Raw genomic sequence first — 24,123 nt, 5'->3', positions numbered from 1 at the left:
GTTGGAGTGGGCTCCCGGCGGGGTCGGGTTTGGCGACTTCGCGCCCCGCTGGGAGCCGTTCGCGCACTGCGGCGCGGTAAGGGATTTGGGCATGGCTGTCCCCTCCGTTGGATGGAAAGGGGTTGGTCAGAAGCGCAGTTGACCGAGGAAGGACCCCAGTCCGGCGAGCGCGAGCCTCACGACGGGGGCGGCTCCGGTCGCGGCGAGCAGGAAGCCGAAGGTGCCGCTGATCAGGACATCGGGCAGCCGCAGGTAGCGGATGCGGAGCAGGAACCAGATCACGAGGCCGAGCAGGACGACAGCCGATATCGACACGAGCACGGCTCAGCCCTCTTCGTCGAGGCGTTCGAGGACGACGGTCGTACGGCCGGACGTCTCCCCCACGGCCTCCCGCAGCGCGGGCAGGTCCGGCGCGAGGTGGGCGTACTCCGCCGCGGTTGCTTCCGCGTCCGCCTCCGACACCAGGTGCGAGCGAGCCCGCTCCCATCCGTCGCCCGAGGCGAGCACGGCCGTCCCGGCCTGGTCCGGGCGTATCGCCTGTGCGGCCTTGAGCGCATCGGGGTTGAGGTCGCCGAGGGCCATCTCCGCCGTACCCGGATCGGCGACCCGATGGCAGACCCGGCCGCCGAGCTGGGCGCGCAGGGCCGTGACGCCGGGCCCGAGGTCCGACCCGACCCGTTGGCCTGCGACGACGAGGAAGACCCCGAGGGCGGCGCCGAGCTGAGCCAGCCGGATGAGCGCCGTACCGGCCGCGTGCGCCTCGTCCTTCTCCGCGCGGCTCGCGACGAGGAACAGCTCCGCCAGCTCGTCCACGATGACGACGACGGGCACGGGCTGCTGCTTCTCCGGCAACCCCCAGACGTTCCGCACCCGTGCGGCGCGGCAGACGCTCATGCGGTCGAGGGTGAGGTCGACCAGTGCGGACAGCAGGCGCACGGCTTGCGCGCGGTTGGTCGCCAGCGCCGACAGTCGGGGCCCGTAGAGCGACAGCTCCATGCCGCCCTTGCAGTCGATCCCGACCAGCGCGACGGGTTGGGGCGCGAGCCCGGCCACGAGGGCGTTGATCAGCGTCGACTTGCCGGAGCGCGTGGCGCCGACGATGAGCCAGTGCGGTATCTCCCGCAGGTCCACCACCCAGTGCCGCCCCGTCTCCAGTACGCCGACTACGACCCGCAGGAGACGCCCACTCCCCCGCTGGTCGGTGATGCGCGGTGCGGCAAGCGGGTCCGCCGCCGACGCGTCCAGCCGCACGTACCCCGGCCGTATCGACGTGGCCCGCACCCCGTGCACCTGCCACGTCTCCGCCATCGCGGGCGCGGCCTTGGCGAAGTCGGCCGGGAGCTGGCCGGGCAGCAGCCGCAAGACGAACCAGAACCCGCCCCGCGTCGGACGCATCGGACCCCGCCGAGGCACCCGCGGCTGGGGCGGCGGCGCCCCGTTCCCGACCAGCCCGGACACGACGGTGAGCGCGGCTTTGCGACTCACGGCGAGGCCGCAACCGGCCATCAGGGGCCGCCACGTCCGGCTCACGCGGACGCACGCGACGGGAAAGCCGACGAGCAGCCACCACGCGACCGGGTACCGGCGGCTGAGCCGTGGACCCCCGACCACCAGGGCGGCGACTACGGCGAGCGCCGCCACCAGGACGAGACCACCCGCCGAATGCCCGGCGGACGGCGAAGCTAAAAAGATCACTGCGCGGCCCCCTTGCTGGCGGTGCCCGAGCCCGCCGGAGCGCTGAGGGGCCGGATCTCCGCCGCCCGGAAGGCGATGCCGTGCCGCCCCTCGTTCTCCCACGGCGTGGCGACGAGGTCCCGCACCTGCACGGGCACCCCGAGCTGCACGCCGCTGGGCTCACCGGCAACGCTGACGTTCACCACGTCAGCCGCCCCGCCGGACATCAAGCACAGACCGACCTGGAACATCGTCCGCCCGGTCTCCCGGTCCACCCGGAGCTGACCGGTCTCACGATTGGCGACGCGCGGAGCCGGGGGCACCGCGCAGATGATCGCCGTGAACTTGGCGGTGTCGATGGGAAGGCTTGCCACTTCTCTGAACTCCTCTGCGGTCAGGGGCAGATCGGCGGACGCCGACCTGATTGACAACCCGTAGTACGGGTGGGAGTCCAGAGTGCGACCCGTAGTACGGGTTGTCAAGCGGGTTGGGATGCGAGAGTCTTACTTGCGCGCAAGCAAATAGCGGCCCTTGTTGCTTGCGCGCAAGCAAGTACCGGACCGCCGAGGCCACGCCGGAGGACAGATGCCAGCGGAGAACACGCAGCCCAAGTACCGGCAGATCGCCGAGTACCTGCGGCGCGGCATCCTGGACGGAACGTACCCGGCCGGCCAGCCGCTCCCCTCCGAGGAAGCACTGGCGAAGCAGTTCGGCGTGACACGCCCGACCGTCCGCCAGGGCCTCACGGAGCTGCGGGCGTCGGGACTGGTCGAGGTCATCATGGGCCGCGGGACCTTCGCCCGCTCCCCGCACAGCCGCCCGAGCCTCACCCGCCCTCGCGGCGTCCGCCGCACCCCGCAGGGCATCTACGCGGAGGCGGACGGCATCACCTGGACTGCCCACGAGGGGCCGGTGGCTACCCGCACGGACGCCCCCCTCGCCCTGGCGGACCTCCTCCGTATCCCACCCGGCGAACCGCTCTACACCTATGACGCGCTGGAGACCGCGGCACCCGGCCTACGCCAACTCCACCGCACCTACGTGCCGTTCTCCGTACTGGTCGACACCAGGTACGAGACGGAAGCACCCCCGCCGGCGCCCCAGCTTTACACCGCCCTGAGCGACCTCGGCCACGAACTCCACTTCACTGAGTACCTGCGCCCGCGGATGCCCCTCCCCGACCAGGCCCAGACCCTCCGTCTCCCCGAAGGCGTCCCCCTCCTGACCATCCTCCGCGTCACCCACACCCCAGCGGAGAAGCCCCTCGCCCTAGAAGAGTTCCACCTCCCCGGCGACGATTTGGAACTCTCCTACCCCCTCTGATTTGCCCCGCGGTCCAAACTTTCTCTACTCCATCAAGCTCCCGGCGTCGCTGACGCTCCGCCGGGCGTGCGTCCAGCGCCCGGCCGCGCCGTCGCTCATGTCTTCGCCCCGCACAGCCCGGCCAGCGCCGCGCGCCCGCGATGGGCTGGCCGGTGGCATGAGGTGATCCTGCACAGCCGGGGTGAAGACGATGCCTCCGGCGGTGGCGCTCAGGCTCCGGGGTGGACCAGGCCCGCTCCACAAAAGTGCGGGCCGACGGCAGACGGGATGCGAGAGAGGGAAGGTGCGGGACGCTTCAGGGTGTCCCACTCCATTCGTGGAAGGAAGCAGGACACCCTCTGCCAGGAGCGCTAACCTACGAAGCTACTGGCGGAGCCTTCGTAGTTGCCGCCGCGGGTGGCGTTACTGGAGCATGAGCTTCGTCAGCCGACGTGCTCACGAGAACAAGCACGACGACGGCGACGCACACGCACACGAAGGCAAGAAACACGAGCCGCTGCTTCTGCACCGTCGCGACCCGGCCCTTTGTATCTCTAGCGATAATTTCATACTTGGTCGTACGATGCTCGAAAAACTTGGTGATCGAGTCCTTCGGAAGGTTCCGGACCACCCTAGCCAGGGCCAGCATCGCGCAAGCAATACCCGAAACGATGACGGTCCCCACGGACGTACCACCGAAATGTTGAAAGAACACTACTGCAGACCTTTGCGGTGAGGTCGGCAAGACATAAGCATCAGCCTTCGACTTTACACATAGACGCAAAGACGACTCGACGCCTGATCGAAATGGGTACGCCAATAAGCAGGCAGGCCCATCTACGCAGGGACGCAACCTTTTGTGACACCACGAACACAACGGGCACAGAAAGAGGTAGCGCACGCTCAGGTCAAACCGGTGGACTATCGCCTTCTCGGCCTCCGGGAAGGCGCCGGCTACGCGACGAGTTAAGGTTCGATGCGGTTCTCGGCCTTGCGGCCCCTGTTCCAGGCGGTCACGACGAGGCGATATGCGGTCGTCACACGGGACCCCGTACCGCTGTTGTTGAATCCCCCGCGGGATGACAGGCTGAGAATCTCAGAGCGCCACTTTGCCGCCGTGCCCATGCTCAGGATCTTTCGGGCGAGCTCTCTGTCGTCGACGAGATCGCCGAACCGGCCGAGAAACATGCCGATGCCCCCAAGGAGCATCCCGTCCCAGGTCTCGGCGTTACGGTCCCACGCACCCTCAGCCACCGTGAGCGTACGGTCGAAGACAGAGGCACCGTAACGGTCGACGATTTGCAGAACTCCGGAGACCGCACCCACACCGTTCGTGGACGTGGAACCGAGCGTGAGTCCGTGCTTTCCCAAGACCCTGTCCGTGTCGACGAAGAGGGGAACTCCCCCGGTGAGACCAACATGGTACTCATCGATAGGACGCGGCTTGTGGGACTCCCGGTTCTTGATCAGGAAGAGGATCGCTTCCTGCGCCTGGCTCAGGTCGTGGTGAACCTCGGCCATAATACTGGGAATACCCGCGAGTGCACAGGCACGCCATCGGTGCTGTCCATCGACGATATAGAGGTCACCATCAAGGCGCTTCGACAGGATTACTGAACCGATCGCCTCGCGTACCAGATTCGCCGAGATGTTCTGCGCGCGCTTCTCGTTAAGCGTCCGCTGCGCCTGCGGGTCAATATTGAGATCCTTGATCGGAACCTCGACGCCGTAGTCGACACGATGCTCCGGGAGATCGAACGCGTATCGAGCCTTAGGCACAATTCTGCCCTTCAGCGCTGCGTTAGGGGGAAGTTGCGGCAAAAGCCGGGATTTTGGGATACAGCGCGGAAGTACTTAATCACACACCTGCGACCTCTTGCAAATTCGACCACCTCAGCGCACGTTCCTCATGGTCCGCAGCCCGAGCAGGTCGTAACCTCCGCCACCGCACCACATCCCCACCTCCCGGAAGTTGTCGACCACAAATGCCCGTAGCAGGGGTGCAGCAAGTTGGGCTTGATCTCGCCCTATCACTCTCCGTCTACAAGTGCTCACACTCGAACACACGGGGAGAGAGCGTGCCAACCGGGACCTTGTGTGCGAGGAGTGCCGCGACCCAGGCTAAGCGGCGTGCGGGCGGGGGCCCTATCACTGGATGTCGTGCTGTGCGACCGGTGCTGGAACCGGTTGGCCATCGAGCTAGCCAAGATCGACGACGCCACCGCCCTGCCGAGCCCCGAGCCAGATCCGGACGACGTCTAGTGGATCGAACCCGAGGGGTGCCCCAAGTGCGGCATGGAGGTGCGGACGATGCCCACCAACTACGACCGGTGGGTGAACCTCTCCACAGCCCCCGCGCGGGCCAAGGAAGTACTCCGGCGCTACCGGTGGCGCATCATGACGAAGACCGCCCGCCACTCGACCTACCCCGTCGCCATGATCGCGGTACGGATGAGCAGGCTCGAACCCATGCCCGACGACATGGTGTTACCCGCTCACACCGTCGAATGCGAGCACCCCACGGCCAGCGCCAAGGTGGAGGAGGCATGGCGGGCGGACCGCGCCCAGCAGACGTGGGCGCCGCCCTCCGTCGGGGAGTACGAGGACGACGAGCCCTGATGCCCCAGCCGGCGCGCGGATACGCTCGCGCCACGGACCCCAGCAAGGAAGCCACCGATCGACTGTCGGACGAGGAGTTCCGTCAGTTCCTGAGCATGCTCCGGCGCTACCTGCGCCACGACTTGGACCAGTGGGAACTCCTCGTGACCCAGAGCGAGTACGGCCCGCTCTACGCGGTCTTCGCGAACAAACTGCCGGAGGGCTGGCCCGAAGACATGTTCAGGCCGTTCTAGTCCGCTGGACAGCCGGTCCCCCGCGTGCCCGCCAGAGGGGCGAGCGAGGGGGAGGGCGGGCGGACGCCCCATAGGCCCTGCATGTGGCCGTACGAGGTCACCACGGGGCCACCGCACTGACCTTCCAAGCTTGTGCTGCACAGTGAGGAAGTACAGCACCCCCGGGAGTCAGCACCGTTCCCTCGTCCCTGTCGGTAAACACGTCGCTGTGGCGAAGTGGCGAACGGCCAGCCCTAAGATCTACACATGGCCGCAGAGAAACTAGGCAAGATCCTCAGCTCAGTAGCAAAGAGGATGCGGGCTGACTTCGAGCAGTCTCAAAACTTCAACCATAACGGCGAAGCTGGGACCTCACGCGAGGTCCTCATCCAGGAGTTCCTGTCCGGTTATCTACCGACCCACGTAGAAGCCGTGCACAATGCGGAAGTAATCGCAGCAAATGGTGACGTGTCACCACAATGCGACATCGTTCTCATTGACCGCGGAACACCACCGTTCACAAGTCTTAACGGGTTTCGGATCATCCCAAACGAATGCGTGTACGGCATGGTCGAAGTGAAGACCAAACTTGACGGAACCCAACTCGCGGATGCCTGCAACAAGATCAGCAGGATGCGAAGACTACCAAAAGTGTCATTTCGACCAATCCCTGGGATGATTCCACGCTCCACTAAGGCGTACGGCGTAACTCACGATTATTTCCCGACATCCGGAATGATCGTGGCATTCGACAGTCTTACCCTAGATACCATCGGTAAGCATCTCGTGGACTGGTGTCGGACCCGAAATCCCATCGAATGGCCAGACAGTATTTGGGTTACCGGCAAGGGCCATCTACAGTGGGGCGATCCGCGAAACGGGTCGCTTTTCAGGTCTCCGACGGCAGGCGCAGCCCTTTTTCAGGTCGACGCCGAGCCGGATCAAGACATCCTCCTTCCGCTTGCCCTGCACCTTAATATCCACTTTTCTGACGCCTGGATGAATCCACTCGACCTCATCCCGTATTCCGGTGCTACACCACTCGGCAGAATCTCTAAGCGGTGGATAATTTAGGTAGCAGTTAGCGATGATTCTTCTTCGTCGCCACCCCCACAGGCAGGCGACGGAGACAAGATCGCGCTATTAGCCCACCTGAGCGACTACGTCTCCAACGAAGCGCCCGTCATCCGAGCGGTAAACCACTCCGACCTCATACCGATCGAGTAGCGAGTACAGGTCGGGGCTCGGGGCGGTCGGCAGCAAGATGACGCGCTTGGGCTCACCCTCGTGCTCTGCCGATTTGACGTAGCGGCTGTAGTCCAGGATCTGTCCGAGAGCCATCCGCACGTCCTCTCGGGAGCTTGACCCCTTCGCCTCATAGAGCACGTGATCCGTCGCGTCATAAAGGTCTGTACGGAGTGTTGAGGTGAGGCCCTTCACCTTGATCTGGAAGGCACCGGTCCGGTGCCCGGCGGCGTCCAAGTGCGCCTTATATGCCTGAGTCAGCAGCGCTTCGTGGCGCACGGCGATGGTGGCGGCAGCGGCGGCCCGGAGACTCAGCTTGGTGCTGAACGCCTCAGGGAGCACGAACGTGCCGCTCGTCTCGGGATTAGGGGCCGCCCTGCGTGTGGAACTTCCCTTTCGTACCCGCTGCTTGGGAAGTGGCAGCGCACCGCTTGTTGCAGGGTCTGTCTGAAACGTTGCCGCGGTGACAACCTGGAACGGCACGAACTCCGCAGTGGTCTCCTCAGCAGGAGGGATAACGTCCTGCATCGCGCGCTGAACAGCACCCTCAGGACGCAGGCGGAAGACTAGAACGTCCCGCTCGTTGCGGTCCTCGCCATGGACCCTGCGCCACACATACGGCTGCACCCCATCCAGGGTGAACGCTCCGAGGTACCGATGAGTCTTGGTATCGCTGTCGGGGAGTTTGCCTACCCGTGTGAACACGCGGAGCACTCGGTCTTGCTCCGCGTGTCGAAGAATCGCTCTGTTCCCTGAGCCGGCGACCCCATCGAAGGTCTGGTCACCGGACTTCCCTGCACCGGTGTACTCGAAGACAGGACCCATCTCGTCCTCTTCAGCCAGCCAGCCGTCGTAGTACCCAGCCTTCTCTCCCACGTCCGGGTCCGAGTACAGGTTGACGCTGCGCTCAGACGTGGAAGGACAGATCCCACCTTGCGGACTCCCCCCGAACACTGCACGAATTTCACTGCGCGTACGCACATCGCCGGGGTTGATTCCCGCAACACTCGTGGCCATGGTCTGACCCTAGTTCACCACACTGACGACTCGGCCCGTTCCCACACGACTCCCCCCTCGGTTGCTAGCGGGAGCCAACCTCGCCATCCGTGGACCGATCACGGACGGCTCGCCGACTTCATGGTTCTGAGCTGCCGAAAATCCCTGACAGACACGGGGCCTCCGGAGCCGCGCGCTGGGACCAGCTTGGAACCACAGGCTGTGCACACAGACGAACAACAACAGCTCACGTGCACGCCTGATCGTGCGTCAAAGCGTCTCCGGCTTGCCGAAACCCTTGAACCGACGATCTGGGAGTCAAGCGGGCACGAGCTACCGATCACTCTCTACGCGGTTCGTCCTCCCGTCCGGGCTGCGGCGCTGGAGCGCCGGTCCCGGCCGGGAGGACGAACCGCTACGTTGTTGAGACAGTCAGAGGCTGGCCGCGGCTGCGACGTCCTCCGCGGACCACTCGTCTAGCTTCTCCGCAAGGAGGCCAGCAGCCAGGAGGGCCGAGAGGCGGAGAGCCGTCTCCGGGAGGATCTTGCCCAGGCTCACTACGCCGTCGCCGAGGGCGTTGACGTCCGCGCGAAGGGACGGGAAGCCGTCCGCCAGGTCGGCGAGGACCAGTTGTTCGGCCAGGGTCTCGGCAGCACGCCTGCCCTCCACCCAGCCGCGAACGTAGGGGACGCCGGGGGCGAGGGTGCCCGCGGGTGGGGCGCAGGCGCCGCGGGGGTCGGTCATGTCGGTTCTCCCTCCTTGGCGGGGGCAGCACCGAGGAACGCGATGCCGCGACGGAGGAGTTCCGCGAGGCGTTCGGCGGTGTGCGGGGCCACGCGGCCCAGCTCCACGTAGCCCTGGCCGAAGGCGTTCAGGTCGGCGCGCAGGTAGGGGACATCCCTCTCCAGACCCGCCAACTGGAGGGATGCGCGCAAGGTCGTGGCTGCCTGGCGGGCCTCCCGCCATCGCGCGCTGTCGATCGCCTGGGCGGTCACGCTTTCGCCCCTCGCCGCCGAGTCGTCCTCACGCACCGGCCGGCTCCAGCCCGTACTGCTCGGCCCGCGCGATCAGGTCGGCGGAGGCCGCCAGCATCACGGCGAGGGCAACCGTCTGGAGCGGCGAGCAGTGCTGCGGGCGCTTCAGGGGGTTCAGCCACTCGAAGCGGTCGCCGGGCAGGGGGACGGGGCCCGGCAGGACGACGTACGAGCCGTCGCCGAGGTAGCGGTAGGGCAGAGGCTTCGACGTCTCACGGGCCAGCGTCCGCTCGAAGACGCCCTGTGTGTCGGGCGGCACCATGAAGCCGGTGCGGCGGGCCGCGCGGTCAATCAGCACCGCGCCGACCGGCATCCCCCGCCGCCGGAGCTGGTCCAGCGCCTCAATTCCGAGCTGCTGGTCCGTCGCCACGACGTCGAACAGCGCTCCCGTCGCCACCACTTGAGGCTGGCGCGGATCGTCCGACCAGACCATGCGGAACTGCTGCGGATCGTCGGAAGCCTCGCAGAGCCAATCGATGCTCCGTCGCGTCACCATCTGCACGCGCCATCACCCCATGCCACCCGGCGACGGTCCTTCCGCCGCTGCCATCCAGCGTCAGGCGGTAGTCCTGAGCAGGGCAGATGACGACGGGTGACGTCAGAGGTGACGCCCGGATGACATGCCGGTCCACACACGTCCGCACGTCATCCCTCGAAGGGCGGGACATCGTTAACCAGCGGAAACGTAGCCGTGCACGCGCGTACAGTGATGGCCCAAGCCACTCGCGCGGCTAGCGGGGAGGACACGGTGGAGGACCTGAGTATCCGAGTCGCCGACGTGATCCGGAGCGCCCGTCTTTCGCATGGCTGGGGTCAGCTTCGACTGGTGAGCGAACTGCGGCGCACGGCGGCCCGGCGTGGGCAGGTGCTTCCGTCGGACGCCAGCGTGAAGCGTCGCATCGCGAGTTGGGAGAACGGGCACAGCCAGCCCGATGAGTTCTACGGTGCCCTCTTGGCCGACGCGTTGGGGATTCCACCGGCCGAACTCGGGCTGAGGGAACCTGGTCCGAACGCCCCCGCCGAGCCACGGTACCCGGACAGCTCCGAGGCCGCCCTCACCTCCGTGACGGAACTGTGGCGTGCAGATCTCGCCGACGCCCCGCCCTCTGGGCAGGTCTCGGATCGAGCGTGGACAGACGCCTCATTACGGTGGCTGGTCGCCCCGGAGCAAAAGGCCCTGACGACGGGCGACCGAGGCGGGGTGCGGGTCGGAATGGCCGACGTCGCCATGGTGAAGGCCACGGCGGATACCTTCGCCGCTCTCGACGACCGCTTTGGCGGGGGGCACGCCCGCCGAGCCGTCGTCCAGTACCTCAGCCACGACGTGGCACCTCTGCTGCACGGCACCTACACGGAGTCGGTCGGACGGGCCCTCTTCGCCACGGTCGCGGAAGCACTGCGCCTCGCCGGTTGGATGTCGTACGACGCCGGCCACCACGCCCTGGCCCAGCACTACTACCTCCACGCCCTCCGGCTCGCCCAGGACGCGAATGACCGGCGGCTCGCGGGAAGCGTCCTCTCGGCGATGAGTCACCAGGCAACCTTCGTGGGCCGGTTCAGCGATGCCGCGACGCTTGCCCGAGCCGCCCGGATGGGCATTTCCGGAGTGGCCACGCCGACGCTGACGGCGCAGTTCTGGGCGATGGAGGCGCGGGCCCTCGCGCGTACCTCCGACCACCGCGGGGCCCAGCAGGCGCTCAGCCAGTCCGAACGGTCCCTGGACCGCCGCAACCACGCCGACGAGCCGGAATGGATCACCTACTTCGACGACGCCGAGCTGTCAGCCGAGGCCGCACACTGCTTCCGCGACATCAACAGCGCCCAGCGGTCCGTGGAGCACGCGGGGAACGCCATGAGCGGGAGCCATGTCCGCAGCGACTTCTTCGCGACGATGGTCTTGGCGGACGCCCATCTACGGGCCGGGGACGTGGAGGAGTCGTGCCGCGTCGCGCTGGACGCTCTCGACCTGGGCGGGCAGCTCCGCTCGGCCCGAGCCGTCAGCTACCTCGCGGAGTTCCGCACCGCGCTCGCAGCCGTGCGGACGAACGCACACGTACGGGACCTGCACGAGCAAGCGGCCGAGCACCGGTTGTGGACAGCGGCTGAGAGCACACCCGACACGTAAAAACGCGAGGTCAGAACGGTTGCCAGAGCCGCCGGTCGCCATCGGTGCGGATGGACTCGACACGGCGCGCGAACTCCTCCGCCGCCTTGGGCTCCGCTCCGGCCTTGCCGCCCAGCCAGAGCGTCATCATCAGCTCGCGCAGATCGGCGAGCACCTCGTAGCCGGGCCAGTTCATGACGTCGAAGCCGTAGTGGTCGACGAACGAGTCGTACTCGGCGGCGGTGTGCCAGCCGAAGCGGTCGTAGAAGAGCGCCGTCTGGATCAGGTCCCACTCGCGCGGGGCGAGCGCGAAGCCGTCGAGGTCGATGAGGACGGCCCGGCCCGCGCGGTCGCGGAGCACGTTGCCGATATTCGCGTCTCCGTGGATCAGGCCGAAGGGCAGGACGAAGTCGAGCCGGGCGTACTCCGTATCCAGGTGGTTCGCGCGCCCGCGGAGGAAGTCGGCGTCCTCCGGCCGCACGCCGACGCCCAGCCCCGCCAGGCCGGCTCGCACCTTCGGCAGCGGGTCGAAGTACGGCAGCCCCAGCGACTCCGGTTCCTCCAGCCAGTGCAGTTGCTTGAGCAGGTCCGCCAGTTCGGGGAGCGTGGCGTACTCCTCCTCGTCCTGAACGCTCTCCCAGTACGTCACGGCGTGCCCCTGGACGACGCGCGGCTGAGCAATGCCTGGCACCAGGCGGTTGGCCGGAACGTCACCATCTGCAAGCCACCTGGCTACGGCGACGGCTCGCTCCACCTCGGCCAGATCCACCTCCGGCGCGGCGATGCGAACGATGACGTGGCCGCCGGCGAGCGCGTAGACGGCGTTGGACCCCAGCCGGATCAACCGCGCCCCGACGGCGTCCAGACCCACCTCGCCGCAGGCCGCTTCCAGCGCAAGCTTCGCCGCCTCGACCGTGAAGCCCGATCCGCCCGTGCCCGTCACGTTCGCACCCGCACCGCCACTCGCCATGCCATCGACCCTACGGGCCACGCAAGTCACTTGCGTGGGGCTTCACGTCATAGGAGCGTAATGATCAAGCCGTTCCAGGTCACCTGACCGGCCGAGCGCCCAGCTCAGAGACCGGAGCCCAGCGGCAGGCGCCGTAGCCTCCGGAGCCGTGTGCGCAGGTTCGAATCCTGCCGGGGGCACCCCAGGTGACAAAAGTGATACTGTAGCGAACCACCTCGCGACCAGCAGAAATGCTGAACGCGGGGTTTTCTGCTTTCCTGCCCCCTGCACAGCCGAGAACCGCCGAACGGCAGCCTGATGTCAGTGATCACGTAATGACCACGTAATGATCTTGGTGGCCCTCGCGGCAGGTCAGCGCTCAGGCACTCAACTTCCGTCCACGGGATCCGACCACAGCCGCGCTCGATTCAACCGTCGGCACACAGCGTCACTCCGCTCAAGGTCAGGCGCGTTGATCGGAATTCGGCACGCTGGCTCCGTCCGTCGTCGGCTCGAAGTCGGCTCGTCCTCGGAGGGGTCGGGGAGAGAGGCAGGTGGGCGTAAAGGTCTGCCGGTCGCTCAAGGGGCGGCCGAGCGGCGTTTCTTCGTGCTCGCTGCCCATCCGCCGGCTCCTCCGCGTCAGAAGTGATGCGGACGATCACCCGGCTGTCAGCGGGCGCGTACAGGGGGTTGGATCCGAGCCGCACCAACCGAGCGGGCCGCGCCGACGTCTACGGCCTCGCACACGGATTCCGGCGCCCGTTCCGCGGAACGGCAACCTCACTGCCCGTGGTGCAGCGCCTCCGTCACGGAGTGGCTCCTCGGCGGAGCTGCGACGATGCGCCGCCGGAGCTGCGGTTCATCTCCCGGAGCGCTGGGCTGGTCCCTGGAGTTCGTCGAGCCATTCGAGATACCACTCGGTAAATCGAGTACGACGTCGCCGCCTGTGCCACAACGGAGCAAGCGGCTCATCCACGCATCTCGCGTCGAACCAGAGGTTGCCGCGCTCCTCGCCGGTGACGACCAGCCAGGTGTAGTAGCCGCACCCTTCGTGGCTCAGCCGTATGGCCCTGGCGGTCATCGCAGGGTGGAACTCGTCCTCAGCTGCGCGGAAGGCCAAGGCGGCCCGATGGATCTCCTCATCATCGCTCTGGCCGTCCGTAATGGTTGCGTTCTCCAGAATCTGCAGCTGCTCGGTCCACCGAGCGCGCTCCTCGTCACTCGGAAACGGACGGGCAAGCTGCCGTTGCTCCGCCGGGTCCTCTGCCTCCCACTCGGGCCAGCCCCACGCCCCCTCATGGCAGACGAGCGTGGCCAATCCGTAGCCCGGACCGAAGCCTCCCGCGCCGACTTCCAGGAGGAAGCCGCGGTATTCCTCGGGGAATGCGACTCCGAATTGCCGCTCGGCGGAGGACACCTCGTCCTCGGTAAGCGGATCATCCAGCAGCGAGGTGGTGGACCCCACAGGTCGCCGCAGCAGGCGCCCCAGTCCACGGTCTTTCCGTGGCGGCGGCCCCAGCGAGAGCACTCGCTCCCGCACTCCGTTCCATTCGCTCATCGCTCCCCCTCGACAACGAAGGCTCTCCCCGCCGAGGACATCCTCGTCGCGGTGAGGAAGGATCCTCAATCCGTTTCGCCCCCGCGCTCGGGCAAGTCCTGGTCGCCTCCGCCCGCGAACGCCGAAGCGTTCTCCGTCCTGGCCCACCTCGCCCACCAAGGCACCGCCCCTGGTTGACCACCGCCATCAAACGCAAACCCTTTCTGACCGTCGGCGAGCGCGAACACGGCGTGAGTCCGAGCCGTACCTCGCCAGGTCCAGGCCCCACCCGTCGCCGACTCGTACGGCACGCATGAACTCGCTGGGCAGACATCATCTGGGACGGGCAGGATGCCCTTATGGACCAGCCCGCCACAGTCGCCTGGCAGTACGTCGCGCGTGTGGTCTTCCCGGAGGACCTGCCGATGGCGGCGGCCCGGCTGCTGGCTGCCGGATACGACTCTCCCTCGTTGTGTGAGCTGGCCGGCCTTTCCCGGCGTGCGGAGACAGCAGCGATCGACGAACTCTTCGACGGGGCGATGGAAGAGCTAGGAATCCGGGTCCCCGACGACGAGATCGCCGGGCGCTGCCTCATGCACCACATCGCGGCACAGCTGTGCGCCGGTGTCCTGTCACCGAGGGACGCAGCGGCTCGGGTCTGGCGGGGGATCGCGTCGCTGACAGAAGCCGAGTGCGAATTCGTGCGGGCCGTGGGCGAGGAGTACCACCTCGACTATCTGTCCCCTGATGGTCTCCGAGCCTGGGAGAACGCCGTACGCACCGCAGCGCGGACCCTCGCGCAGACGGCGTTTCCGGTCGCGTAGCGATCCGCGTTCCTGGGATGACCGCCGCCGGTCGGCCCTCACAGCCGTACCGGGTCGGCGCATGTGTGGAGCCGAACCCGGCTCACGCCGGCCGTTCACCAGCGATCACGTTGTGACAGCGTGAGTTGTGACAGCGTGACGATCGTGAACGGTCCACCGGACGTAGGCGGGCATCGCGGGACGCACGCCAGGCCGGCCGGTCTCCGGCGGGCCCCTCCCCCGCGTTGTCAGTGCCCAGGGGCACGCTGTGCGTATGCATCTCAACTGGGTGGCATCAATGGGTGGCCCTCTCGCCGCGGTCCCCGTATCGGCACTGAGCGCGTGGCGCGGCTGCACCGAGGGCGGAAGCGTCCTGGGCGACGGTGATACTCCGGACGACTACGACCGGGCCTGCGATGTGGAGGACCTGGCCGGGGTCGTCGCAGTGGGTGAGGGCGGTGCTCAGGCGCTGGTACTCGCCGACGAGCCGGCCACCAGTTGCTTCCTCGCTGAGCAACGAGTGTTCCTCCGCTGGCTTGGAGCAGACTCCGAGGCCGATCTGGTCGCCGCCGTCGAAGCGGTGCTGGCCGATGCCACCACCCCGTGGGAAGTGTGCGGCACCTGGGCCACGGACGGGCCGGCCGTGCTCATGGACTCAGCCGTAGCGGGAGCCGACCTGACCGTGGAGTATCCCGGGGGCGGACGGCCTGAACAGGCTCCCGTCCCCCTGACTGCCGGCGTGTGGACGATCCGGGCCGCCCACATCCGAATAGATGGGCGCACCTCCGTCGGTCTGGTCCAGATCCTTCCCGTGGACGCGTAGTTCTGCAGCGTTGACCCACGCGTGGAAGGGACCCCGGCGTGACGGAGGTCGTAGGGCCGAGCCGAGATCGCGGAGGCGACCTGACCTCGGGCCACTCAATGGTCCAGAAACTCGCTCAGGCCGAATCTGACGAAATCCGTGAATTCGGTGAACGGGGAGCCCGGACAACGCGCCTCATCGGACCCTTGAATTGCGTACCGATGTCCCAGCCAGCCCACCACCCGCATGGTGGTCGGGGCCCCGGAGGCGTCCGGGGTCCCGACCGTCGGGAGGCTGGTTGACCGGCCGGGGGCCGTGCGGGGCTCAGTGGCAGGTGGTCGCGAAGGAGGTGGTCGAGAGGAGTTGGCAGAAGGTGGTGCGGCCCTGGGGGTAGTGGCTGAGGAGGGAGTTGACGTACCAGCCGCTGGACGGGGGGAGGGCGATCGGGGAGGTGGGGGACGTCTGGCCGTCGAAGCCGTAGCGCCAGTCGATGTTGATGTAGGTGACGGCGCGGATGACCTGGGAGAGGTCGTAGGCGGTGCCGGTGAAGTGGGTCTGGGCGCCGTCGATGACGCCGTTGGGGAGCGGGCCGCGGTAGGTGAGCAGGGTGGTGAGGCGCTGCATGAAGGCGGTGAAGTCGGCGTCGGACTGGGTGCCGTCGGAGGCGAGGGTGTCGGACATGCGCTGCACGCCGGACTCGGCCACCAGCATCGGCTTGCCGTGCTGCTGGGCCCACCACATCATGCGCAGGATGTTGAGGTCGACGGGGTAGGCGTGCGGGATGGCGTTGACGTTGCCGTTCACGTAGTCGTCGTAGTAGCCGGAGCAGGTGCGGGCGGCGGTGTCCTCGGTGCCGTTCCAGTAGGTGGTGCCGTTCTCGCGGTAGGGCTGGCACAGGTCGTTGTTGAAGACGCTGACGCCGACCCAGTCGGTGACGTCGTCGCCCGGGTAGAGGGCGTCGAACTGGCCCCGCACCGGGTGGTAGACGAACTGCACGCGGTTGCCCGCGCCGCTCTGGGCGCGCAGGAGTTGGGCGACGTGCCGGAAGGCGTTCTTGTACGGGGTGCAGTCGGTGCCGCCCGTGCAGAAGAACGGGGTGCTCACCTCGTAGTCGACCCGGACGAGGAAGGTGGCCGCGGGGTGCGCGGCGATGAAGGAGGACAGCGCGCCGAACTGCTGGTCATAGCCGCCCGCGGCGATCGCGGCGGTGGCCTGCTGGGAGGCGGTCTGCTTGTCGGCGTCATTGCCGTCCCAGCCGGGCGGGTTGTCCTTCCAGCTCACGCCGACCTCGATCTGCTTGCCGCGGTCGGCGAGGAAGGAGGCGTACGTGCTCTCGCACGTCGTGCCGCAGGCGCCGGAGAAGCCGCCGTCGCGGACGCTGTAGTAGACCGAACCGCCCTGCGGGTCCGCGCCGGTGGACGAGGTCAGGTCGTTCCAGGCACCGGTGTTGCTCTGCCCGACCAGCAACGAGCGGGGGGCCGGGGTGTCGGCCCGCGCGGCGGGCGGCGCCGCGGTCAGCGCGGCAGCGGCGGCGAGGAGGGCGGCGGTGAGGACCGCCGCGGGGCGGCGGAGGGGGCGGGGAATCAGCATGGCGGCTCCTGCGTGGGGGGGGGTGGGCCGGTTACCGGGTCTTGCGGGGGGACGGTTGTCGATGCCGTGGTTCGTCGCCGGGCCACGCGGTCTGAGGCGGGGGCGGTACGCGCGTCATCCGTACGCCGGGTCTGCGGCGCGCGGGATCCGGCCACGCCTTGTTCCGGCGCACACTCCCGTCTGACAGCGACACCGACGTTCGTTCGGAAAGTTGCGATAGTTTCTGCTCGCAGGAACGTAAGGTTCCCCGTCGCCGACGTCAATGCGGCCTTCGGTAACGTTGCGGTCACGGCACCTGTGACCAGGGGCCCGCGCAGGCGTCGGCGGGACGCTTCACGGCGGTGCACCTGTTCAGCGGCCGACGGCACCCCTGGCCTCGAACGCCCCGGTAGGGCTCTGCCAACGGCTTCGCGTCCAGGGCTCCACGTCAGAAACACTGCGACAGTTTCCGGCACCCGCGGGCGTGCGCCTCCGCCACGGGCGGCTACCCGGCATCGCCCACCGCGAAGGCGCGTTCGGCGCTGTCGATGAGTTCCTTGTACGTGCGAACCTCGACCCGGTTCAGATGCGAGTTGTGAATGCGCAGCGCCTCGTTGACGTCCTCCTCCGCAACGCCCGGATCACCCTGCGGATACCCGACCAGGACGAGCGCGCCGGCGCGGCGTGTGTCGATGCCGAACTCCGCGAATATCCGCTCGCGATGCTCGTCCAGACCGACGAGGTATAGGTCGGCCCCGGGATGCGCGGCGGGTTGTCTCTCGGCTTCGCCGCACCAGAGTTCGGTGCTCAGGGCCACGGTTCTGGGGATCGACCGGAGTCCCAGCCTGTCGCGCGGGCCGCCGCCGGAACGAGGTGACGTTGCCACGGTCCGCGGCCGGAGGGGATCATCGCGGTCATGACGGATACCGCGTCGCTCCTGCTCCGACGCCTCCACGCCGCCGGGATGCGGGACGTCGGCGCCGTCGAACCGGTCACCGGGGGGCTGGCGGCGGTCGCGGGGCGGGCGCGGCGGGGGGACGGGACGGAGGTGTTCGTCAAGGGGTTCGCGGAGTCGCCCTCCGACGACGCCTTCGCGGCGGAGGCGGAGGGGCTCGGGGCCCTGCGGGCGGCGGGGGGTGTGGACACCCCGGAGGTGCTGCTCGCCGGGCGGGATCTGCTCGTGCTGTCGGTGCTGCGGCCCCGGCCGGACGACGCGGGCTTCTGGGAGCGGTTCGCGCACGGGCTCGCCCGTCTGCACACGCGTACGCGGCAGGCACGGTTCGGGTGGCACCGGGACAACTGGCTGGGGCGGCGGCGGCAGGTCAACGACTGGGAGGACGACGGGTTCGCGTTCTTCGCGCGGCACCGGCTGCTGCGCTGGCTCGACGAGCCGCGGGTGGAGCGGGCGTTGGACGCCGGGGACCGGGCGGCGCTGGAGCACCTGTGCGAGCGGCTGCCCGAGCTGCTGCCGGACGCGCCCGCGTGCCTGACGCACGGGGATCTGTGGGCGCAGAACGTCATGGCCGCGCCGGACGGGGGCCCCGCGCTCATCGACCCCGCGGTGTCGTACACATGGGCCGAGGTGGACCTCGCCCACCTGTGGACGACGGCGCCGCCGCCCGAGGCCGACGCCTTCTTCGGCCTGTACGCCGAACTGACCGGGCTGGACCGGGGGTGGCGGGAGCGCATGCCCGTCCTCCAGCTGCGCCAGCACCTCGCCGTCATCGCGCAGTTCGAGCCCGACTGGGGCGCGGCCGAGCTGGTACGCGGCACGCTCGCGCCCTTCCGCAGGCGGGCGTAAAAGGGTTTGCCGCCCGGTCCCCCGTCCGCTGGGATGCGGGGGGCTACGGGAGGCGGGGGCGACGGGGAGGCGGGGCATGGCGGTGTTCGGGTGTGCCGGGTGCGGGGAGGTGCTCACGGCGGCGGTGTCGCGGGTGGACCTGCCGGTCCATCTGCGCGACACGCACTGGGAGACCCTGCACCCGCCGCTCATGGAGGCGGGGACCTACGCCGTCGATCCCGAACCGTACGGCCCCCCGTGGCGGCCGAGCCCGGAGTTCGGGGCGGAGGAGGAGGCGGCGCGCGGGCTGTACGCCCCGGTGGCCTCGGTGTCCGACGGTCCGGCCGGCACCGTGCTGCTCGCGCCCGGCGACATGCGCGGCACCGGGCTGATCGCGGGGCGGACGGAGGGCCACTGCCTGGGGATCAGCAGCGGTTACGGGCCGAACCTCGGCTGCCTGGGCTGCGGGCTGCCAGTCGGCGGGCGGGACGACGACTGCGGGCACTGGCAGCTCGTCCGGCTGCTCCCACAGGCGGTGGTACGGCTGCCGGGTCCGCCGGAACGCCGGGTCCTGGACTGGTCGGAGCTGCTCGTGGACGGGGCACTATGGCGCGGGCTGGGCGGCTTCGAGGACATCCCCGCGGGCGCCGCCCTCGCCCACCTGGTGGCGGCGTCGGGCGGCAGGCCCGTCCGCGTCAGGCCCGGACCGGTCGCCGACGTCCTCGGGCGGGGTGTCGCGGCGCTGCTGCCCGCCGGGAAGGACGCGCTCCTGCCCGCCGGGGAGGGCGCGTTGCGGCTGGACGTGGGAGGGCCGGGGGCGGGCGAGCCGGACGCCGAGCTGCTGCTCGTACCGGTCCATCCGCAGACCGGCGAGGTGTGGCGGCCGCGCGGCGGTGCGGCGGCCGTACCCGTGGGGGCGGCGCTGTGGGCCGACATGGCCTTCCCGCAGGAGCGCACCCGGCTCCCGGTGGTCGGCGGTCTGCCCGCCGGGGTGGAGCGGGACGATCCGCTGGAGCCGCACCCGGTGGTGCCCTTCGTGCCGTCCCACAAGGCCTTCCGGCACACCCTCGCGCGCATGCCGTGCGTCCGCGAGCCGTGGCTGCGGGCGCTCCACGACCGCAGGTGGTGAGGAAACGTGCGGCGCGCGCCACGCCCGTCCGGCACACTGCTCCCGTGACCGGGATCCTCGTCTCCCCCGCCCGCGAGCGGCTGCTCGCCCGCCTCAACCGGGCCGTACGCCGTCCCTCGGAGCACGGCGGGCTCGCCGCCGTGGCACGTCTGCTGGACGAGCTGGCGGCGGCCGGGGCGGGCGGCGGTGGGGCGGAGGCCGGGGAGGCGGTGTGGATACCGGACACCGTCGCGCGGCTCGCCCCGTCGGCGTTCCTGCGGGAGGCCTTTCCGGGGCCGGACGTGCACGTCGTGGCGTCGCAGTACGGCGAGGACGCGTACCGGCGGGGGTGGCTGCGGCTCGACCGGACGCTGACGGGCGCGGAGCACGCAGCCCTCGCCGAGGCGGTGGTGGCGTGGGCGGCTGACGACCGCACGCTGCCCGAGGTGCTCGGCGCGTTCGGGCCGCCGTCCGTCGTCTTCGGGCCCGAGGACCCGGAGCTGCCCAAGACGCTCGGCTACGCCGCCGGTGACCGTACGGCGCGCTTCGTCACCTTCCACCTCGGCGCCGCGCGGGCGGAAGCGGGTACGGGCACGGCGGGCCTGCTGGCGGTCCGGCTGCACGACGGCTTCCTCGACGGGTGGGCGCTCACGCCGTGGGGTGAGACGCAGTTCGCCTGAGCGTCGGGCCGGGCCGGACGCGTCAGGTGTGGTGCGCCTCCGGCGGTGGATCCGCCGGCCGGGGGTCGAGGTGGCGGTGCCGGGGCGGGACGCGGGAGAGGGCGAGGAGGCCCAGCAGGGCGGCGATCGCGCAGGCGGCGGCGCCGAGGGCGAGACCCGCGCGCGGGCCGAGGTGTTCGGCGACCAGGCCGACCAGGGGGCCGCCGACCGGGGTGCTGCCGAGGAAGGTGACCGACCACAGGGCCATGACGCGGCCCCGGTAGGACGGGTCGGCGACGAGTTGCAGCGTGGTGTTGCCGGTGGCGAGGAAGGCCGTGCCGGACGCGCCCACGCAGGCCAGCGCGGCGAGTTCGAGGGGCAGCGGGCGGAGCGCGGCGGCCGCGGTCAGCGCGGCGGCGAAGCCCGCGGCCGCCACGACGAGCGGCACCACCCCGACCCGGCCGCGGGCCGCCACCGCGAGACCCCCGACCACGGCCCCGGCGCCCATGACGGAGGTCATGAAGCCGTACGTGCGCGCCCCGTCGTGGCCGCCGGAGCGGGCCAGCAGGGGCAGGACCACCTGGAACTCGTAGGCCAGCGTGCCGATCAGCGCCATCATGGCCAGTGGCGCCCACAGCCCGGCCGTGCCCCGGACGTAGCGCAGCCCGGCGGTGAGCTGGCCGGAGGTGCGGGCGACCGCGGGGCCGGGGCGGAGCCGCTCGGTGCGCATGGCCAGCAGCGCGAGCAGGACGGCGGCGTAGCTGGCGGCATTGGCCAGGAAGCACACGCCGACCCCGACGGAGGCGATCAGGACGCCCGCGACGGCCGGGCCCACCGCGCGGGCCGCGTTGGTCATCACGCTGTTCAGGGCGACGGCGGCACGCAGCAGCCCCGGCCCGACGATCTCGGGGACGAACGTCTGCCGGGTGGGGTTGTCCACCGCGTTGACGGTGCCGAGCGCGACCGCGAGCAGCACGACCATCCACAGCCGGACGGCGTGCGTCACGGTCAGCACCCCCAGCACCCCGGCGAGCAGGCCGAGGGCGGTCTGGGTGCACAGCAGCAGCCGGCGCTTGTCGGCCCGGTCGGCGAGCAGCCCGCCGTACGGCCCGGCCAGCAGCACGGGCAGGAACTGCGCGGCCACCACGAGCCCGAGGACCGTCCCGGAGCCGGTCAGCTCCACCACCAGCCAGGACTGGGCCACGGCCTGCATCCAGGTGCCGACCAGGCTCACGCACTGCCCCGCCGCGTACAGCCGGAAGTTCGGCTCGCGCAGGGCGACGAACGGGCCTCCGCCGCCGCGCCCCCTCACCGTGGCCCCGGCCGGGCGCGCCCGGTACTGCGTGCGGCAGGAGCGTCGCGCGGTCGTCCGGTCACCGGGGCCGTCATCGTGGCGGGGGCACCTCTCGCGTCCGGGGCGCGCGGCCGCGGGGTACGGCGCGTGACAGGAAACTAACGGAGCGTCGCGCCGATACGCGTCATCCACGCGGCCGGGCACGCGGGTGAGGCCTGCCTGTGCCGGGCGTGCGTGCGTCACGCCCTCTCGCGGGCTCCCCGGCGCCTGCGCAGGAAGCGCCCGTGCGCGGCGTGCGCGTGCGTCACGACGTGCACGTCGATCGTCTCGCCCGAACCCTCGATGACGGATTCGCCGACGCCGCGGCGGAAGAGCCGGTGCAGGCGGCTGCGCGTGGTGGCGCCGATGATGATCTGCGTGGCGTCGACGGAGCGGGCGAAGTCCAGGACGGCTCGCGCGGTGTTGTCGCCGGTCACGGTGTGGCAGCTTCCGCCGAGTTCCTCGACCAGCGCGCGCTGGTGGTCGGGCAGGCCCGCGCAGCAGGCCGCGGACGCGTCGTCGGGCTCGACGTGGACGGCGAGGAACTCGCCGCCCGCGCCGCGCGAGGCGGTGCGCTTGGCGCGGCGGACCAGGGTGTCGCCCTCCGGGCCGCCGGACAGGGCGACGAGGACGCGTTCGCGGGTGGACCACGGCTGCTGGATGCCGTGGTCGCGGCGGTAGCGGAGCAGCGCCTCCTCGACGCGGTCGGCCGTCCACAGCAGGGCGATCTCGCGCAGGGCGGTGAGGTTCCCGGCGCGGAAGTAGTGGGCCATCGCGTCGTCGATACGCTCCGCCGGGTAGATCTCGCCCTGCCGCAGCCTGCGGCGCAGTGCTTCCGCCGAGAGGTCGACGAGTTCGATCTGGTCGGCGGCGCGGACCACGTCGTCGGGGATGGTCTCGCGCTGGGTGACGCCGGTGATGTCCCGGGTCACGTCGTTGAGCGACTCCAGGTGCTGGATGTTGACGGTGGAGATCACGTCGATGCCCGCGGCCAGCAGTTCGTCGACGTCCTGCCAGCGCTTCTCGTGCCGTGAGCCGGGGACGTCGGTGTGGGCCAGCTCGTCGACGAGCGCGGTCTGCGGGCGGCGGGCCAGGACGGCGTCCAGGTCCATCTCGGTGAAGGTGCAGCCGCGGTACTCCACGCTCCGGCGGGGTACGGTCTCCAGCCCCTCGGCCATCGCGCGGGTCGGCGGCCTGCCGTAGTCCTCCGCGAGGGCGACGACGACGTCCGTGCCGCTGCGGGCGCGCTGCTGCCCCTCGGCGAGCATGGCGTAGGTCTTGCCGACGCCGGGGGCGGCGCCCAGGTAGACGCGCAGGCTCCCCCGCGGGTGGCCGCCGTGTCCTGCGGGGCCCGGGGGTTCGGGCGGTCCGGAGGGCTCGGCGGGGCCGGAGGGCTCGGGCGCGGCCGGTGCGGTCACGAGTGCAGGCCCAGCTCGGTGGAGATGCGGCCCAGCGCGTCCAGCCGGCGCTGGAGGCTGGGGTGGGTGGACAGGACGGTGGCGAGCGGCGCGTCCTCCCGCAGGGCGGGGGTGAAGAAGAAGGCGTTGAAGGAGCGGGCGGTGCGCAGGTCCTCCGTCGGGATGCGGGCGATGTCGCCGCTGACCTTGACCAGCGCGGACGCCAGCTCCGACGGGCGACCGGTGAGCAGCGCGGCGGAGCGGTCGGCGGCCAGTTCGCGGTAGCGGGACAGGGCCCGCGTCAGCAGGAAGCCGAGCAGGTAGGCGGCCGCGGACACGGCCATGACGAGGGCGAGCAGCGCGGCGGTGTTCTGGTCCTGGCGGCGGCCGCCGAACAGCTCGGAGTAGAAGGCGAACCGCACGAGCAGCCCGGCCAGCACGCCGATGAAGGACGCCACGGTGATGACGGCGACGTCCTTGTGCGCGACGTGCGACAGCTCGTGGGCGAGCACCCCTTCCAGTTCCCCGGCGTCGAGGCGGCGCAGCAGGCCCCGCGTCACGCACAGCACGGCGTGATCGGCGTTGCGCCCGGTCGCGAACGCGTTGGGCAGGTCGGTCCCGGACACCGCGACCACCGGTTTGGGCATGTCGGCCAGCGCGCACAGCCGGTCGACGGCTCCGTGCAGCGCGGGCTCCTCCTCGGGCGTGACGGCGCGGGCGTGCATCGCGAACAGCGCGATCCGGTCGGAGAACCAGTACTGGGCGGCGATCAGCGCGGCCACGACGAGCACGACCACGACGACGGACTTCAGCAGGACGACCAGCGCGGCAACGAAGGCCACGTAGACCAGTCCGAGCAGGAAGAGGACGACCCCCATCCGCACGGTCAGTTGCCGGTCGGGTGCGAAGCGAGACCGCATGAGCCCTCACCGCCTCCCGCCGGTCCCCCGCCGGGCGGCGGCGGACCGGTGTGCGCGTTTGCTTTCCTCCTTCCAGCATG

The 24,123-nt window shown here is 69.7% G+C and carries 25 protein-coding genes; 10 read left to right on the top strand and 15 right to left on the bottom strand.

Annotation, left to right across the window (positions count from 1 at the left end):
• Positions 1-126: 126 nt before the first annotated feature.
• From ACWERV_RS24520 to ACWERV_RS24510, 3 genes are all read right to left on the bottom strand, one after another.
• Positions 127-321 (bottom strand): hypothetical protein, encoded by a 195-nt coding sequence (locus ACWERV_RS24520; protein ID WP_452936653.1) that lies wholly within the window; start codon positions 319-321, stop codon positions 127-129.
• Between the two features lie 3 nt (positions 322-324).
• Positions 325-1,485 carry an FtsK/SpoIIIE domain-containing protein gene (locus ACWERV_RS24515; protein WP_452936701.1) on the bottom strand — a complete coding sequence of 387 codons (1,161 nt, stop codon included), beginning with the start codon at positions 1,483-1,485 and terminating at the stop codon, positions 325-327.
• 206 nt (positions 1,486-1,691) lie between these two features.
• On the bottom strand, positions 1,692-2,048 hold the full coding sequence (locus tag ACWERV_RS24510; RefSeq protein WP_452936651.1) for an SCO3933 family regulatory protein: 357 nt from the start codon (positions 2,046-2,048) through the stop codon (positions 1,692-1,694).
• Positions 2,049-2,259: 211 nt separating this feature from the next.
• On the opposite strand from ACWERV_RS24510, the gene ACWERV_RS24505 reads away from it, so the two are divergent.
• On the top strand, positions 2,260-2,997 hold the full coding sequence (locus tag ACWERV_RS24505; protein ID WP_452936649.1) for a GntR family transcriptional regulator: 738 nt from the start codon (positions 2,260-2,262) through the stop codon (positions 2,995-2,997).
• A gap of 945 nt (positions 2,998-3,942) precedes the next feature.
• Here ACWERV_RS24505 and ACWERV_RS24500 read toward each other — a convergent pair.
• Positions 3,943-4,755, bottom strand: a complete 813-nt coding sequence (locus tag ACWERV_RS24500) for a DUF6551 family protein (protein WP_452936646.1) — start codon at positions 4,753-4,755, stop codon at positions 3,943-3,945.
• Between the two features lie 531 nt (positions 4,756-5,286).
• Between ACWERV_RS24500 and ACWERV_RS24495 the strand changes: the two genes are divergently transcribed.
• From ACWERV_RS24495 to ACWERV_RS24485, 3 genes are all read left to right on the top strand, one after another.
• The gene (locus ACWERV_RS24495) at positions 5,287-5,595 is read left to right on the top strand and encodes a hypothetical protein (protein ID WP_452936643.1); all 309 of its coding nucleotides are present in this window, start codon (positions 5,287-5,289) and stop codon (positions 5,593-5,595) included.
• On the top strand, positions 5,595-5,828 hold the full coding sequence (locus tag ACWERV_RS24490) for a hypothetical protein (protein WP_452936641.1): 234 nt from the start codon (positions 5,595-5,597) through the stop codon (positions 5,826-5,828). The genes ACWERV_RS24495 and ACWERV_RS24490 overlap by 1 nt, the downstream gene beginning before the upstream one ends.
• A 246-nt stretch (positions 5,829-6,074) precedes the next feature.
• Positions 6,075-6,881, top strand: a complete 807-nt coding sequence (locus ACWERV_RS24485; protein ID WP_452936638.1) for a DUF6602 domain-containing protein — start codon at positions 6,075-6,077, stop codon at positions 6,879-6,881.
• A 69-nt stretch (positions 6,882-6,950) separates the two neighbouring features.
• Here the strand turns inward: ACWERV_RS24485 and ACWERV_RS24480 are convergent, their stop codons facing one another.
• From ACWERV_RS24480 to ACWERV_RS24465, 4 genes are all read right to left on the bottom strand, one after another.
• A complete protein-coding gene (locus tag ACWERV_RS24480) occupies positions 6,951-8,069 on the bottom strand; it encodes a hypothetical protein (protein ID WP_452936635.1) in 1,119 nt (372 codons plus the stop codon).
• Positions 8,070-8,480: 411 nt separating this feature from the next.
• Positions 8,481-8,792 (bottom strand): hypothetical protein, encoded by a 312-nt coding sequence (locus ACWERV_RS24475; RefSeq protein ID WP_452936633.1) that lies wholly within the window; start codon positions 8,790-8,792, stop codon positions 8,481-8,483.
• A complete protein-coding gene (locus ACWERV_RS24470) occupies positions 8,789-9,043 on the bottom strand; it encodes a hypothetical protein (protein ID WP_452936699.1) in 255 nt (84 codons plus the stop codon). The genes ACWERV_RS24475 and ACWERV_RS24470 overlap by 4 nt, the downstream gene beginning before the upstream one ends.
• Positions 9,044-9,071: 28 nt before the next feature.
• On the bottom strand, positions 9,072-9,578 hold the full coding sequence (locus ACWERV_RS24465) for a bifunctional DNA primase/polymerase (RefSeq protein ID WP_452936697.1): 507 nt from the start codon (positions 9,576-9,578) through the stop codon (positions 9,072-9,074).
• A 717-nt stretch (positions 9,579-10,295) separates the two neighbouring features.
• Here ACWERV_RS24465 and ACWERV_RS24460 point away from each other — a divergent pair.
• Positions 10,296-11,207, top strand: coding sequence for a regulator (locus ACWERV_RS24460; RefSeq protein WP_452936630.1), 912 nt, complete (start codon positions 10,296-10,298; stop codon positions 11,205-11,207).
• Between the two features lie 10 nt (positions 11,208-11,217).
• On the opposite strand, the gene ACWERV_RS24455 is transcribed toward ACWERV_RS24460, so the two are convergent.
• A complete protein-coding gene (locus ACWERV_RS24455) occupies positions 11,218-12,156 on the bottom strand; it encodes a phosphotransferase (RefSeq protein WP_452936628.1) in 939 nt (312 codons plus the stop codon).
• 838 nt (positions 12,157-12,994) lie between these two features.
• Positions 12,995-13,693: an SMI1/KNR4 family protein gene (locus ACWERV_RS24450; RefSeq protein WP_452936625.1), complete on the bottom strand. Its 699-nt coding sequence runs from the start codon at positions 13,691-13,693 to the stop codon at positions 12,995-12,997.
• A gap of 338 nt (positions 13,694-14,031) precedes the next feature.
• Between ACWERV_RS24450 and ACWERV_RS24445 the strand changes: the two genes are divergently transcribed.
• Together ACWERV_RS24445 and ACWERV_RS24440 are read left to right on the top strand one after the other, a co-directional pair.
• Positions 14,032-14,496, top strand: coding sequence for a hypothetical protein (locus ACWERV_RS24445; protein ID WP_452936622.1), 465 nt, complete (start codon positions 14,032-14,034; stop codon positions 14,494-14,496).
• Positions 14,497-14,749: 253 nt separating this feature from the next.
• A complete protein-coding gene (locus ACWERV_RS24440; RefSeq protein WP_452936620.1) occupies positions 14,750-15,298 on the top strand; it encodes an Imm21 family immunity protein in 549 nt (182 codons plus the stop codon).
• Between the two features lie 303 nt (positions 15,299-15,601).
• Here the strand turns inward: ACWERV_RS24440 and ACWERV_RS24435 are convergent, their stop codons facing one another.
• Together ACWERV_RS24435 and ACWERV_RS24430 are read right to left on the bottom strand one after the other, a co-directional pair.
• Positions 15,602-16,867 carry a hypothetical protein gene (locus ACWERV_RS24435; RefSeq protein ID WP_452936617.1) on the bottom strand — a complete coding sequence of 422 codons (1,266 nt, stop codon included), beginning with the start codon at positions 16,865-16,867 and terminating at the stop codon, positions 15,602-15,604.
• Between the two features lie 484 nt (positions 16,868-17,351).
• The gene (locus ACWERV_RS24430) at positions 17,352-17,663 is read right to left on the bottom strand and encodes a hypothetical protein (RefSeq protein ID WP_452936615.1); all 312 of its coding nucleotides are present in this window, start codon (positions 17,661-17,663) and stop codon (positions 17,352-17,354) included.
• Between the two features lie 99 nt (positions 17,664-17,762).
• Here ACWERV_RS24430 and ACWERV_RS24425 point away from each other — a divergent pair, with 99 nt between their 5' ends.
• From ACWERV_RS24425 to ACWERV_RS24415, 3 genes are all read left to right on the top strand, one after another.
• Positions 17,763-18,647 carry a fructosamine kinase family protein gene (locus tag ACWERV_RS24425; protein WP_452936612.1) on the top strand — a complete coding sequence of 295 codons (885 nt, stop codon included), beginning with the start codon at positions 17,763-17,765 and terminating at the stop codon, positions 18,645-18,647.
• Between the two features lie 76 nt (positions 18,648-18,723).
• Positions 18,724-19,755 carry a hypothetical protein gene (locus ACWERV_RS24420; RefSeq protein ID WP_452936610.1) on the top strand — a complete coding sequence of 344 codons (1,032 nt, stop codon included), beginning with the start codon at positions 18,724-18,726 and terminating at the stop codon, positions 19,753-19,755.
• Between the two features lie 44 nt (positions 19,756-19,799).
• Entirely contained in the window at positions 19,800-20,414 is a 615-nt protein-coding gene (locus ACWERV_RS24415; protein ID WP_452936609.1) for a hypothetical protein, read from the top strand.
• Between the two features lie 22 nt (positions 20,415-20,436).
• Here the strand turns inward: ACWERV_RS24415 and ACWERV_RS24410 are convergent, their stop codons facing one another.
• The 3 genes from ACWERV_RS24410 to htpX all read right to left on the bottom strand — a co-directional run bounded on the left by ACWERV_RS24410 (position 20,437) and on the right by htpX (position 24,043).
• Positions 20,437-21,705, bottom strand: a complete 1,269-nt coding sequence (locus ACWERV_RS24410) for an MFS transporter (protein ID WP_452936606.1) — start codon at positions 21,703-21,705, stop codon at positions 20,437-20,439.
• Between the two features lie 221 nt (positions 21,706-21,926).
• Positions 21,927-23,144 carry a universal stress protein gene (locus ACWERV_RS24405; protein WP_452936604.1) on the bottom strand — a complete coding sequence of 406 codons (1,218 nt, stop codon included), beginning with the start codon at positions 23,142-23,144 and terminating at the stop codon, positions 21,927-21,929.
• Positions 23,141-24,043, bottom strand: a complete 903-nt coding sequence (gene htpX / locus ACWERV_RS24400) for a zinc metalloprotease HtpX (RefSeq protein WP_398183343.1) — start codon at positions 24,041-24,043, stop codon at positions 23,141-23,143. The genes ACWERV_RS24405 and htpX overlap by 4 nt, the downstream gene beginning before the upstream one ends.
• Positions 24,044-24,123: the final 80 nt, after the last annotated feature.

This window comes from Streptomyces sp. NPDC004031, assembly GCF_053604375.1.
Note: the sequence above shows the minus strand (reverse complement) of the source record. Positions and strands in the feature narration are given on the sequence as shown.